The 14,102-nt window shown below is 33.4% G+C and carries 10 protein-coding genes and 1 tRNA gene; 3 read left to right on the forward strand and 8 right to left on the reverse strand.

Annotated elements, in window-relative coordinates; translation table 11 throughout:
• The 3 genes from H0V01_15610 to H0V01_15620 all read right to left on the reverse strand — a co-directional run.
• The coding region (locus tag H0V01_15610; protein MBA2584797.1) for a hypothetical protein at nucleotides 1-1,441 on the reverse strand (1,441 nt) is incomplete at its 3' end.
• A gap of 11 nt (nucleotides 1,442-1,452) precedes the next feature.
• Nucleotides 1,453-3,726 (reverse strand): tetratricopeptide repeat protein, encoded by a 2,274-nt coding sequence (locus tag H0V01_15615; protein ID MBA2584798.1) that lies wholly within the window; start codon nucleotides 3,724-3,726, stop codon nucleotides 1,453-1,455.
• A gap of 174 nt (nucleotides 3,727-3,900) precedes the next feature.
• Entirely contained in the window at nucleotides 3,901-5,931 is a 2,031-nt protein-coding gene (locus H0V01_15620; protein MBA2584799.1) for a tetratricopeptide repeat protein, read from the reverse strand.
• 272 nt (nucleotides 5,932-6,203) lie between these two features.
• Here H0V01_15620 and H0V01_15625 point away from each other — a divergent pair, with 272 nt between their 5' ends.
• Nucleotides 6,204-6,782, forward strand: a complete 579-nt coding sequence (locus H0V01_15625; protein ID MBA2584800.1) for an NUDIX hydrolase — start codon at nucleotides 6,204-6,206, stop codon at nucleotides 6,780-6,782.
• A gap of 51 nt (nucleotides 6,783-6,833) precedes the next feature.
• Here H0V01_15625 and H0V01_15630 read toward each other — a convergent pair whose 3' ends face one another.
• The 5 genes from H0V01_15630 to H0V01_15650 all read right to left on the reverse strand — a co-directional run bounded on the left by H0V01_15630 (nucleotide 6,834) and on the right by H0V01_15650 (nucleotide 12,349).
• Complete coding sequence (locus H0V01_15630; GenBank protein MBA2584801.1) at nucleotides 6,834-7,106, reverse strand: HU family DNA-binding protein; 273 nt, start codon at nucleotides 7,104-7,106, stop codon at nucleotides 6,834-6,836.
• A 142-nt stretch (nucleotides 7,107-7,248) separates the two neighbouring features.
• Nucleotides 7,249-8,184, reverse strand: a complete 936-nt coding sequence (locus H0V01_15635; protein MBA2584802.1) for a methionyl-tRNA formyltransferase — start codon at nucleotides 8,182-8,184, stop codon at nucleotides 7,249-7,251.
• A gap of 74 nt (nucleotides 8,185-8,258) precedes the next feature.
• Entirely contained in the window at nucleotides 8,259-9,443 is a 1,185-nt protein-coding gene (locus tag H0V01_15640; GenBank protein ID MBA2584803.1) for a class I SAM-dependent rRNA methyltransferase, read from the reverse strand.
• Nucleotides 9,444-9,625: 182 nt separating this feature from the next.
• Complete coding sequence (locus tag H0V01_15645) at nucleotides 9,626-10,204, reverse strand: DNA-3-methyladenine glycosylase (protein ID MBA2584804.1); 579 nt, start codon at nucleotides 10,202-10,204, stop codon at nucleotides 9,626-9,628.
• A 246-nt stretch (nucleotides 10,205-10,450) separates the two neighbouring features.
• Nucleotides 10,451-12,349 (reverse strand): RecQ family ATP-dependent DNA helicase, encoded by a 1,899-nt coding sequence (locus H0V01_15650; GenBank protein ID MBA2584805.1) that lies wholly within the window; start codon nucleotides 12,347-12,349, stop codon nucleotides 10,451-10,453.
• Nucleotides 12,350-12,487: 138 nt separating this feature from the next.
• Here H0V01_15650 and H0V01_15655 point away from each other — a divergent pair, with 138 nt between their 5' ends.
• The gene (locus H0V01_15655; protein ID MBA2584806.1) at nucleotides 12,488-13,561 is read left to right on the forward strand and encodes a branched-chain amino acid aminotransferase; all 1,074 of its coding nucleotides are present in this window, start codon (nucleotides 12,488-12,490) and stop codon (nucleotides 13,559-13,561) included.
• 135 nt (nucleotides 13,562-13,696) lie between these two features.
• Nucleotides 13,697-13,773 (forward strand) — tRNA-Met (locus tag H0V01_15660).
• Nucleotides 13,774-14,102: the final 329 nt, after the last annotated feature.

Genomic DNA, 14,102 nt, shown 5'->3' on the forward strand with positions numbered 1-14,102 from the left:
TGTTGTTTATAAAACCAATTTTAAGCAAATCGTCTTTAAATTTTTGTGTAAGGTAGCCGGCCTTGACAGGGTTTGTTTCATTAATGCTTACCGTATCTGAAAAAACACAGCCCATTGCATCTGTTACCTTGTATGTATATGTGCCTGCTCCAAGGCCCGTGAAATTTCCTGAGGTGTTCGTTTGGCCTGCAATGGAATACACAAAGGGAGCAGTGCCATTTTGGATTTGGCCTAGTTTAAAAGAACCGTTGTTATCTCCGCAAATGCCATTGGTAACATTAACAGTATCTGGCCTTGGCTCTTTAACAATTACCCGAACAGGCAGAACTTTGGAGCAACTATCGGTACTCCAAATGCGGCAGGTGTAGGTTGTGGTTTTTTGCCCGGCAAATACAGGATTTGGGCAGTTGTAGCAACTTAAATCCTGCTGGGGAAGCCATTCGTAGTTTATACCCCCAGTTGCTGTTAATTGGGCTGTTGTGCCTGAACAGATTGTTGTGTCTTTGTTAACTGTGGCTTCAAAGGATTGGCAAGGGGAGGTATAGGCTAGAAAGAAGTTGAGGTTTATATGAACCCCGGCAGTATTTTGATTAGGCCACTTTTGATGAACAAGTTGAAAATTACAATTTGTACCATAAGAACTTATAAATGAACTTACATCTGCTAATCCATCAGATCCATCCATTGTTGAATTTGGTAAATCATCATCCAAGCCAAATAACTGATTGTTCTGATAATAGAAATGACCCTTTACCCCACCAACAGTCCAATTACTATTAACATTGTCAGCCAATCCAATAAGACCAATAAAATTGCCATTAAAAAAAACATTTCGCCCATTACCTCCCATTAAATTAGACCGGTCTGTAAAAACAGAGAATCCCACAGGGTTGTTAATATTTATAGGGTTTAATGAATTGATTGTATAACTCTCTTTTCCAATTAAATTTTGATTATTAAGTAAAATACTGTAATTAGTAAGTTGTAAGGAAGTGTTCTCATAAACAATAAACAAACTTACATAATTAAAGATTGCACATGCTGTATTTCCTCCAGAGGGCAATGGTATTGTAACTGGATAATTAGTGACATTTGGATTAATATCTGCGGTAATATCTCGAACAAATAAACTAATTGGTGTGGCACAAGCATGAACATGTTCAACAACAATTTTATGATCGAAAATAGTGGTATTGTATGTGATATTGTTTATTAAAAGATTAACATTCCCGGGAAATCCTTCACTGTAAAAAAACAAGTAAGCTTTTTTAATCGTGCTGCCCGGTTCAATGTAAACATCAAAGCTTCCACTACCAGCACCCATTCCTGTTGAAAATCCTCCAGCAGTTACCCCCCCCCGAACAATTCCTTGTTCAAAAATTATTTGACAGAATAAGGAATTGGTAGTAAGAAAAAATAAAATAGATAAAATCCTTTTCATGCCAAAGAAAATTATATTCGCACTCCCATTAAACATACATCATCCACTTGTTCCAGGTTGCCTTTCCACTGTTTAAAAACATTATTTAATATTTCTTTTTGCTGGGCCATTGATTGTAAATTATTGGCCAAAAGCAATTCTTTTAATTGGGAATACTTGAATTTCTTTCCCTTTAATCCACCAAACTGATCGGCAAAGCCATCGGTTAACAAATAAATGCTGGTATCTTTTTGTAATTGCAAGCAATGATTGGTAAAAGGAATAGGGCTTGGATGAAAACCAATGGGTTGTTTGTTCGGTTTTATTTCACTTAGCTGGATATCAAAAATTTCAGATTTTACTACAAATTCAGAGTTGTAGTTGTTTTGACTGATTATATAAAGTGGATTGTTTGATCCAGACCATTGCAATTCAAAGTTGGATAAATTCAAACAAGCAATGGAAATATCCATACCATCATTGCTATCGCCTTGTTTTCCAGCCTGATTTAGTTCTTTAATAATTCTGGTTCTAAGATGGTCTAAAATTTCAGAAGGGGAAATAAAGCGTTCAACACCTGTTATTTCATTTAAAAAAGCAACACCCAACATACTCATAAAAGCTCCGGGAACACCATGTCCTGTGCAATCTCCGGCAGCAAAATACCAGTAATTGCAAAAACCTAAACCTGCTTCTGAAGGAAATTGTTTTTCTAAGGACCAGTAAAAATCCCCGCTAACAATATCTTTAGGTTTAAAAAAAATGAAATGTTCAGGTAAGTGTTCCGAAACCTGGTCCTCTTCCTTTAAAATTGCATTCTGTATTCGTTTAGCATAATTAATACTGTCAGTTATGTCTTTGTTTTTTTCTGACAATTGTTGGTATGCTAATTCCACTTGTTGTTTTTGCTGTTCAATAATACCTTTTTGCTTTTGACTGTAACGAAAGCGTGTATAAATAAAACCAGCAAAAATCAACATAATGATTAATCCTGCTCCAGTAGCAAAATTCAATACTTTTTGACGCTTTTTCGCTTCTTTTTCAATTGCTATCTTATTTTGATATTCGGCTTCCTTGAGCACTTTTTGCTTTTCATTTTCATAATTCATTTGTTGTTTAATAGCGGCCTTTTGTGTTTCTTCATTAAAAATACTATCGCGCATTTTTATTTGAAGTTCATACATGTTGAATGCTTCTTTCCAATTTTTTTGTGCCTTATACACTTTGGAAAGCAATTCAGAAGCATCGGCAATGTTTTTTGGATAGCCTGATTCTTTTGCTATTTCCAGGGCTTGAGAACCAAAAGTATGCGCTTTTTCTATTTCATTTACTTTCCAGGAAATTAAACCCAGAGAGTTTAGTGATTCAGCAATTCCTTTTTTGTTTCCTATTTCCTTGTTAATGACAAGACTTTTATTGAAAAAAGCCAAAGCATCAGGAAGCTCATTTTTATTATAATATACCAAACCAATGCTATTAAGAGAACTGGCTATTCCCCGTTTATCGCCATTTGATTCATCAATTTCCAATGCCTGAAAATAATATTCAAGTGCTTTTTCTTCATTTTTTTTAGCGTAGTAAATATAACCTATGTTGGTAAGGGTAGCTGCTAATTGTCTATTGTTATTTACTTCCTTCCATATAGCTAAACTTTTATTGTAATTCTCGAGTGCTTTATCTATTTCCCCTTGATTTTTATAAATGAGTCCAATATTATTTAAGGCATTGGCTATTCCAGAAAGATGATTTATTTTTTCGAAAACTTTTAATGCTTTCCCATAATAATCAAGTGCTTTTACAATTTCGCCCTTGCTTTTATAGATGTATCCTAAATTGAGTAGGGCACTGGCCATTCCATAATTATAGCTCATTCCTTTTTGCGCATACAAGCTTTTTTGAAAATATCCAAGTGCCTTATTAAGATCGCCATTGTTAAGATTAAAAAAGCCAATATTTGCAAGAGCATCAGCCAATTTTAATTTCAATGCTATGAATTCCTCTTTTTTTAAAGTAGATGGATCAGCCAACGCATTTTGGGCAATATTAAACATTAACAGATTGTATTTGGGCCACAAATTATCATCCATGCATTGTTCAACAATAGCCCCTAACAGGTTTAGTTTTATGGTATCGTGTTTCGCTTTATGGAAAAGAGGAAGCAAGGAATCTAAAATTGCTTTATCATGTAAAGGCAATTCATTGTAATTAACCGAATCTACCAAAAAATATTCCCTACCCTGTTGATTCGCATTTATATCAATAAAAAAGAAAGAAAACAGTATAGAAAACAGAAAGCCTTTGTTCATGGTAACAAGTATACTGATTTTTTTAAATGCATGAATATTGAATGCAACAAAATGATAAAAAATTATTCAAAAAATTTACAATACCTACTTTTAAGTATATAAACACGATTCCAAATAGGGTGAATTACCTAAATCTATTAAAACTTTTTTCTTAAAAAACAAGGAATAAACAAATCAAACTTTTACTCCAATAATGCAAACATCATCTATTTGTTCCAGGCTTCCCTTCCACTTATCAAAAACACTATTTAATATTTCCTTTTGCTCTACCATTGATTTAAAATTATGCTCCAATAAAATTTTTTTTAATTGTGCGTATTTAAATTTCTTGCCCTTTGGACCTCCGAATTGATCAGCAAAACCATCTGTTAAAAGATATATACTGCTGTCTTTTTCCAGCTGAAAACAATGATTTGTAAATGGAGATGGATTAGGATGAAAACCAATGGGTTGTTTGTCTGGTTTTATTTCACTTAGTTTCAAATCTTTATATTCAATGTTGGATGTAAAGTCCGGGATGCTTAAATTTATATTGGCACCCTCTTTTTCGTTCTCTTTTTTCTCAGCAATTAGGTAAAGTGGATTGTTAGCTCCAGCCCAATGGAGTTCCTTTGTCAGAAGATCAAGCCTAATTATGGAAATATCCATACCATCTTTACTTTCGCCTTCTTTTCCATGTTGATTCAATTCTTTTACAATTTTATCCCTTAATTTATTCAGAATTTCAGCAGGGCTCAAAAGTTGTTCAATACTTGTAATTTCATTTAAAAAAGCAATTCCCAACATGCTCATCATAGCCCCTGGCACTCCATGGCCTGTACAATCAGATGCAGCAAGGTACAAGTATCCGTTTTTCTCCAAACACCAATAAAAATCTCCTGATAAAATATCTTTTGGTTTATACAAAATGAAATGAGGAGGCAAATCCCCTGAAATATGTTCTTCTTCCTGTAATAATGCTTCCTGAATTCGTTTTGCATAATTAATACTATCTGTAATATCCTTGTTTTTTTCCTCAATGTTATAATAGGCTTTCTTGAGCTCTTTATTTGCCCTATGTCTTTGCCTGTTTTCCTTGAAAATTACAACAGCCAAAACCATAACTATTACCAATCCTATTATAAAGGCGTAAATAATAATTCGTTTTTTATTTAATTCCAATCCTTGCAATTCTTTTTCTTTAGTTAAAACAGTAATTTCCTGTTGCTTTTTATCACTTTCATATTTTTGTTGAAGTTCTGTAAACCTCTTTTTTACATTTTCATCCAAAAGACTGTCTTTACTTTGACCATACAGCACATGGTATTTATATGCTTTTTCAAAATCCTTTGTTTTAGAATAAATATCAGAGAGCGTTACATAATTATAATAAACCGAAGTAAGGTCATTAATCTCCCTGGCTGTGATAAGGCTGCGTTGACAATAATCAATTGCAACAGAATAATTTCCTAAATCAGTATAAAGTATTCCAAGGTTATTTAAAGTCATGGATTTATTAAAAGGATCACTATATTGTTCGAAAAGCTGTAAGGCCATTTTATAATAATAAATGGCAGATTTTAAATCAGATTTATGCCAGTAAACAGTCCCGATATTATTTAATGTACCGGCAATTGCTGGATAGTCCTCCAATAATTGTTCAATTTCAAGACTCTTCTTATGCATTTCAATGGCCTTATCCAATTTGTTTTCTTTATTGAAAATAATTCCCATGTTGCTGTAAATGGAAGCAATACCCTTTTTGTTATCCAATAAAAGTTGAATTTCAAGTGCTTTTTCATAAAATTCCATCGCTTTTTTAAGATTGCCTTGATTTTTATAAATAATGCCAAGATTATTGTAATTGTTGGCGATATAATGCTTATCCCCTATAGTTTCTGCAATTTCAAGGCTTTTTATATGGTAATTTAAAGATTGATCGATTTTACCGACTATTCTATTCAAAACCCCGAGTAGAAATAAACTTTTTATCTGGCCTGAAATGAAATGATTTTTTTGTGCTAAAACCAGAGCCTGCGTGGTTAATTTAATGGCAGTTTCAGGTTGATGTTCTGCCAGATCCTGACCAATTTTATTTAATTCTATTATTTGAATTGTATCGTGTAAGGTTTTTAATTTTTGACAAAGGGAATCGCTGTCAAAAGCAAAAGAGTTTTGTATTAAAATCAAAAGGAAAAAAGAAAATAATTTAAGCTTAATTTTCATTTAATAATATGCATTTGATCGATTGAAAGTATTAAAAAAAAAATCGGATATGCTTTTTTTAATACAAGGTTTTTTAAATTCATCCTGTCAAATTATCTTCTCATGGATATTTTAATGGGTATCATTGTTCAAATATAGTATTAAATATTATTTTTCTTCAATCCTTTATTTGAAATTTATTAAGAAAATTTCCAATGAATACAATCCTTGTGAAATATTATTTAATAAAGAAATAAAGCGATGTTTAAGAAATTAAATGTTAAATTTATTCTATGCAAAAAAGAAGGTATGAGCATATAGAATACGATGGTTTTTTGAAAATTGAAAAAGCCCAAATTGAACATATTGATAAGTTAGGTAAATCACATTTATATTCAAGAGAACGCTTAATTTATGAAGATGCGGTTGCAGTATTTATAGTGAACAAGGACAGTGGAAATGTTGTTTTAGCAAAGCAATTTCGATATGCTATTTCTGATAAAATAAACGAACCACTATTGGAAATTATAGCAGGAAAGGTTTCTCCAGGCGAAGATCCTAAGGAAACGGTTTTGCGTGAGGCCAAGGAAGAATGCGGTTATCAAATAGAAAGTGAAAAGCTGGACTTTATAACTTATATTTTTGCATCTCCGGGCTATTCTACTGAAAGAATATTTTTGTATTATGCCGAAGTATCAAATGAGGATAAAGTAAGTGATGGTGGTGGCCTGGAAGAGGAAAATGAATTTATAGAAGTTATTGAAATGCCATTACCTGAATTTATGAAACGTATTGATAAAGGAGAAATCCATGATTCTAAAACTTTGGTAAGTGCTATGTGGGTAATGATTCATAAGATTCAGGCAATATAAAACAAAAAATCCCGGCTATTGCCGGGATTTTTCACAAAAAAGCATCCTCAATTATTTTACTTTTCCTGCTAATTCTGTTCCAGCTTTAAATTTCACTACTTTTTTAGCAGCAATTTTAATAGCTTTTCCAGTTTGAGGATTTCTTCCAGTTCTTGCAGCTCTTTTAGCAACTGAGAAAGAACCAAAACCTACTAAAGCAACTCTGTCACCTTTTTTCAAAGATTTTGAAGTTGCAGTTACAAATGCATCTAATGCTTTTTTTGCATCAACTTTTGTTAATTTGGCTTCAGCAGCCATAGCGTCAATTAATTCAGCTTTGTTCATTGTTAATAAATTAGGTTAAACATTAAAATGTAAACTATAAAACTGGAACAAATATAGACCAAATTACAGAAATGTCAAGTCTTTGTATAAAAATATTGAAAATAAGTGATTAAAAGCAGCAATTCAATTGTGTTTAATTGGTTTATAAGGCCTTTTTAATGCTGTTAATATTAAAACCTCTTAAAAACTCAACCGTATTCATTCTTTTTTTTCCTGCCAGTTGCAAATCTGTAAGATTGATAAAACCATCTTTTGCGGCAATTTTAAAAAATGTCTTCCCATCACTATGAATAGTGCCTGGCGTTTGTTCCTCTGAGGATTCAAAGGTTGAGAAAAATATTTTCAGTTGTACAATTTTACCATCCCCTGATCCTAGCTCCGTAAAGGCACATGGATAAGGACTAAGGCCACTTATTTTATTGTGGATTGTTCTACTTTTTTCATTCCAGTTTATTTTGCAATCCTCCTTAAAAATTTTGGGTGCATGCTTTATCTGCTCTTCTTTTAGAATTTCCATTTGTTTGGTTTGTGGAAAATCATTTCGTTCGATTGCTTTCACAGTTTTCAAAACTAAATGAGCACCCAGGTTCATTAATCTATCATGCAGTTCTCCTGCCGTCTCACGTTCAGCAATTTCAATTTTTTCCTGGAAAATAATATCTCCGGTATCAATTTCATGTTGAAGAAAAAAGGTTGTAACACCTGTTTGTTTTTCCCCGTTTATTAAAACCCAGTTAATTGGAGCTGCTCCCCTGTAATGGGGTAATAAGGAAGCATGTAAATTAAGTGTTCCAAAAGCAGGCATATTCCAAACTACTTCAGGAAGCATCCTGAATGCAACCACCACTTGCAAGTCTGCTTTTAAATCACGCAATTGTTTAAGGAAATCCTCATTTTTTAGTTTATCGGGTTGCAAAATATTTAGCCCCTTTTGAACAGCATATTTTTTCACTGCCGATTCCTGTATTTCTCTTCCCCTTCCAGCAGGTTTATCCGGAGCAGTAATAACCCCAACAATGGTAAAACCGTTTTCAATCAAAATATCAAGGGAAGCTACCGCGAAATCAGGAGTACCCATAAAAACTATTCTTAACATATCAGCGCTTTAATTTTTTCATTCGTTCTTCTTTGATTTGATGGTGGTAAAAAAAATTATTCAATGTAAAGCACAAGCCCTTTTAGGTATTCTCCCTCAGGATGAAAAATATTAATGGGATGATCGGCAGGTTGCGACAAATGATGAATAATTTTTGCAGTTCTGCCAGCCTCAATAGCCGCTGCAATTACTGTATTGGTAAAAAGCGGCCTTGATATTACCTGGGAACAGGAAAAAGTAAATAGAATTCCGCCTTTTTTTATTTTCTTCATTGCCTCCATGTTTATTCTTTTATAGCCCTGAACTGCATTATGGGTAACATGCCTGCTTTTTGCAAATGCAGGAGGATCTAGAATTATAACATCATATTTATCATCAATATCTTTTAAAAAGCTAAAAACATCAGCTGTGAAAGATTCATGATTTGAGGATTTTTCATTTAAGGAAACATTTAAATCTGTTAATTCCATTGCTTTTTTTGAACTGTCAACAGAATGAACCATTTTTGCTCCACCATTGAGTGCGTATACAGAAAAACCTCCAGTGTAGCAGAAAGTGTTTAAAACAGTTTTATTTTTAACATAATCAGCCAATAGTTTTCTGCTATCGCGCTGGTCAACAAAAAATCCTGTTTTTTGCCCGCCTTCCCAATCAATTTTAAATTTATTGTTGTTTTCAATAACCTGTCCACTTGTGGAGGAACCAAACAAATAACCATTTTTAGCTTCAGTTGCTGCTCTATCAGGCAATGTTTCAGCGCTTTTATCATAAACAGCCGTTAATTTTGAACCCATAACTTCTTTAAGGGCATCAGTAATTTTATTTCTTGCCAGATACATTCCCACTGAATGAGCCTGAAAAACTGCAGTTCCATTGTAATAATCCACTATAAGTCCGGGAAGATTATCCCCTTCAGCAAAAATTAACCTATATACATTTGTTTGTTTGTTATCCGAAAGGTTTATCAATGTTCTGAAATTAAAGGCCTGCTTAATTTTATCCACCCAAAAGTCATGGTTAATTTCCTTTTTTTCAAAGGAGAGAATTCTAACCGCAATGCTTCCCTGCTGGTAATGGCCAGTTGCCAGGAATTCATTTTTAGCTGAATATACCTCCACCAAATCACCATCCTTAACTTCCTGTTCAATTTTTTTAATTGCCCCTGAAAACACCCATGGATGGAAACGTTTTAAAGAATGTTCTTTTCCTGAATTCAGGATTACTTGAGGATAAAATGACATAATTATTTATTTTAAAGGCTACAAATGTATGAGTTTTAACCGATTTGAGTGCTAAAGAAACAAGATGTGCAAAAGAAGCTTTTAATCAGATATAAATTAAGGAATTCAATAAGTTAATTGCGGGATGCTTTTTGGCTTAATCATGATAATTTATAAAAATATTAAACCTATAAAAGTAAAATTCACTGGGATAATCTGAATCTGTATGGAAGCAAGGCATCTTCTGCCGCATAATCAACCCCAATCCTGGGTCCTGTAATTATTTGATTTTCTATTACACTTATTCCTTTTTCTTCCACCCAAATAATATTGCCCTGGAGAGAGAGGCCAGAAAAGGCCGTAGTAATTCCCAATGCCTGGGAAACAGTGCCAGGCCCTGAAGTCATTTTTGCAGTTGGTTTTGTAAGTTTCCTTCTTGAAAGTATTTCATCTAGTCCTTGAACAGGTTGAATTGCCCTTATCAAAACCGCATGAGGAATATCTTTAATATTGGTGACAATATTAAACAAATGATGAATTCCATAACATAAATAAACATAACTTACTCCTCCCTTAGCAAACATTATTTCTGTCCTGTTGGTTCTCCGGTTGTTGTATGCATGAGATGCTTTATCCACAATCCCTGCATAAGCTTCAGTTTCGGTGATTATTCCCGCGGTAATTATACCGTTAATATTTGTAAACAATACTTTTCCGAGTAGCTCTTTGCTTATCTGTACAACATCAGGCCTTAAATAAAAATATTTTGAAAGTATTGGCATAAGTAGTTAACGTAGTGCAATGAATATAATTTTGAAAATTTAACAAAAATCAGAGGTGAAAAATTTCAAAAAAAAATTCAAATAGTATCAAATGGAATTTATCCAGGAGTATTTACAATGGAGAGAAAGCAAACAGGATGAAAAGAGTAAAGATTAATTTTTATAAAAAAGCCGGAACATAAATTGTTCTGCTCTTTTTGCTTAATAGCAACAGGGAGTGCTTTGCCAGAAAAAAAACAAAACGTTTTAATTCACCCAGTGTAAAAGGTTTTCTTTATCTTTTATCTTGTTATTATCCATTAACCATTGAATAGCCTTTAATATTTTATCTTCTTTTATATCCTTGAAACTATCCACAAGGGCAACCAGACTAAGGGGAGATTTTTTCAAGGTGTTTTCTATGCAATTGGAAATGTTTTGAAATTCATCAGAACTAACACCATTTTTATTGGTTAGGCAAATATCACAAACCCCACAAGTATTAAAATTATTTTCTCCAAAATAGGCCAGCAATAACTGGCTTCTGCATTTGTGATTGCTTTGAAGGTAATGCAATACCGAATTCATTTTTTCCAAAGCTCTTTTCTTTCTTTCGAAATAATTTTCTTTAGAAAGGTAAAAGCTTTTTACATCCACCCTATCTGAAGTAAACATTAGTTGTGGAAGTTTTATTTGAGGCTGGTAGGAGAGAAGTTTATATTTATCAAGCATTTTCAGGTTCATGATTATTTTTTCTCGTGATATCCCAGCCCTTTTGCTCAAATCACTTTCATTTATTTTAACAAAATTTTCAAAACATCCCGAATAGGAGCGTAAAAGAAGCTTAATAAAATCATCATAATTTACATTTGATACCTGGAACTTATACAAATCATTGTTATTTACAATAAAATGAATGCGTGATGGCTGATAAAAAACTTCTGTTACAGAAATATATCCTTCTTTTTCTAAAATTTTAACAGCATTGTAAACCATCATAAGGTTTAGATTGTAATTTGCTGAAAAATCAGCTATTTCAAAGTCAAAAGAGGATCCTTGTCCTCCACCTGTTGCAATTTGAAAGTAATTACCAAGTGCGTGATACGTTTTTTTTATATCCTCAATGGATGGAAAAGAAGATTCTACATTTCTTAGTAAATCGCTAATGTCTGATTGATTGTAAAGAAGTGCAGCATAGGCTTTTTTCTCATCCCTTCCTCCCCTTCCGGCCTCCTGGAAATATGCCTCAAGTGTATCAGGTATATCCAGGTGAACAACAAACCTAACATCAGGTTTGTCAATACCCATTCCAAAGGCGTTTGTGGCAACAATTATTTTATTTTTATTATTCATCCAGTTTTCCTGTTTTGCATCCCTGGTATTGGCATCAAGTCCTGCATGATAATAATCGGCATTTATATTGTTTTTCACCAAAAAAGAGACAACTTCTTTTGTTTTTTTACGGTTTCTTACATAAACAATACCTGTTCCGGGAATTGAGGAAATGATTTTCAAAAGCCGTTTTAATTTATCCTCCTCTTTTTGCACAATGTAAGACAGGTTAGTTCTTTCAAAGCTTTTTTGAAACACTTGTGGCTTTTTGAATACTAACTTATCCTGTATATCTTTTACCACTTCAGGGGTTGCTGTTGCCGTTAAGGCAATTATCGCTTTATTGGGTAAAATTTCTCTAATTGCTGCAATTTTCAAATAAGCAGGCCTAAAATCGTATCCCCACTGGGATATGCAATGCGATTCGTCAACAGCAATAAAAGATACTTTCATTTGTTTTAAACGGGCTTCAAAGACATCATTACCAAGCCTTTCAGGAGATAAATACAGAAATTTGATATTCCCGTGTATGCAATTGTCCAATGTTATATCAATTTCCTGTTTTTTCATTGATGAAGTAATAGCTACAGCTTTAATTCCCCGTTTATTGAGGTTTTCAACCTGGTCTTTCATTAAGGCAATAAGGGGGGAAATTACAATACAAACTCCCTCAAGGGCAAGAGCAGGAACCTGGAAACAAATAGACTTTCCCCCACCAGTTGGCAACAAGGCAAGGGTATCATTGCCCTGTGCAATAGAGCTAATGATTTCTTGCTGCAATGGCCTAAATTGTTTGTAGCCCCAATATTTTTCCAGAATGTGACTAAAATTCATAAACAATGAAAGGTTTTAATAACCGTTAATGCTGTAATTATACAGTATATAACATAATTTGGTATAAAGATAATTTGATTATTATAGTTTTTATGACATAATTTGTATTTTTAGCTAAAACTTAACCATTACTATAACATGTATACCGATATTTCCTCTAATATACCTATTGATAGAATAGAAAAATCAAGAATAGGAGAAGTTGATTTTGATAAATTGCAATTTGGCAAAATGTTTTCTGACCATATGTTTGTGTCCGATTATATTGATGGTGCCTGGAAAAACTCCCGTATTTCTCCCTATAAAAAATTGGAATTAAGTCCTTCGAGTGCTGTAATTCATTACGGGCAATCCATATTTGAAGGAATGAAGGCCTATAAAAATGCAAATGGAGAAATCATGCTTTTCAGGCCAATTGATAATTTTAAAAGGTTAAATAAATCAGCAGAAAGAATGTGTATGCCCGTTCTTCCTGAAGAAATATTTATTGAAGGGCTAAAACAACTCATACTTGTTGACAGCAGCTGGATTCCAACAAAAGAGGAAGGCTCACTTTATATACGTCCTTTTATGTTTGCCTCTGATGAATTCATAGGAATACGCCCATCGGATACTTATAAGTTTATGATAATTACCTCCCCCGTGGAAAATTATTATACTGAACCTGTTAAAGTGCTTGTAGAAAATAATTACACACGGGCAGTTGAAGGTGGTGTTGGATTTGTAAAAGCGGCAGGAAATTATGGACGTTCCCTTTATCCTGCAAAAATAGCACAGGAAAAAGGATACCATCAATTGATTTGGACTGATGCAATTGAACACAAGTATATTGAAGAATCAGGTACTATGAATGTAATGTTCGTAATTGGAGATACTTTGGTTACACCTCCAACAAGTACCACAATACTCTCTGGCATCACCCGCGATAGCGTACTTACACTTGCAAAGGATTGGGGAATCAAGGTGGAGGAAAGAAGGATAAATATTGATGAACTGGTTGAAGCTTCAGAAAAAGGAATTCTAAATGATGCTTTTGGAACAGGAACAGCCGCTACTATTGCCCATATAGAACTAATTTGTTACAAAGGAGTAGATTTTCATCTTCCACCAGTTATTGAGCGTAAATTTTCCAATAAAGTAAAAGAAACCCTTCAAAAAATCAGAAAAGGCAATGCTGCTGATAAGCACAATTGGGTAGTAAAACTTAATTAAGCTTTTATTTTCTTCTTTTTGTCCTTTTTCTATCTGGTAATTAATGCATTAAAATCTTTTGCAGTAATTAGGGCTTGTTTTTTGTTTTTTTGATATATTTGCACCCTTAAATTTTAAAACAAATAAAATACTTTTGGCGAGGTAGCTCAGTTGGTTAGAGCGCAGGATTCATAACCCTGAGGTCCCGGGTTCAAATCCCGGTTTCGCTACCAACGGGGAATTCTTCATAAAAATTGGAGAGTTCCCTTTTTCTTTTATCTCCATTTCACACTGTTTCAAAGCAGTCCAGCCAAATACTTTTTCAATGTCAGGGGTTCGACAATCATCTGCTCTCTTATTATACCTAATTCCCTTTGAAAAAAGGAGATTTTGTAGTTTTTGCCTATGGGTAAAATCACTATGATCCCAGACTTCACGGATCAAGCGGAAAAGTTGGGGGGAATGAACAAAAATCATTTCTTTGCAAAAAATATTCTACGTGCAAAGAGATGAAAACCACAGCTTGGCAAACTTGATTTTGCCAGAAGGGATCTTGGAATTT

This window comes from Bacteroidota bacterium (assembly GCA_013696965.1).
GTDB lineage: Bacteria > Bacteroidota > Bacteroidia > JACCXN01 > JACCXN01 > JACCXN01.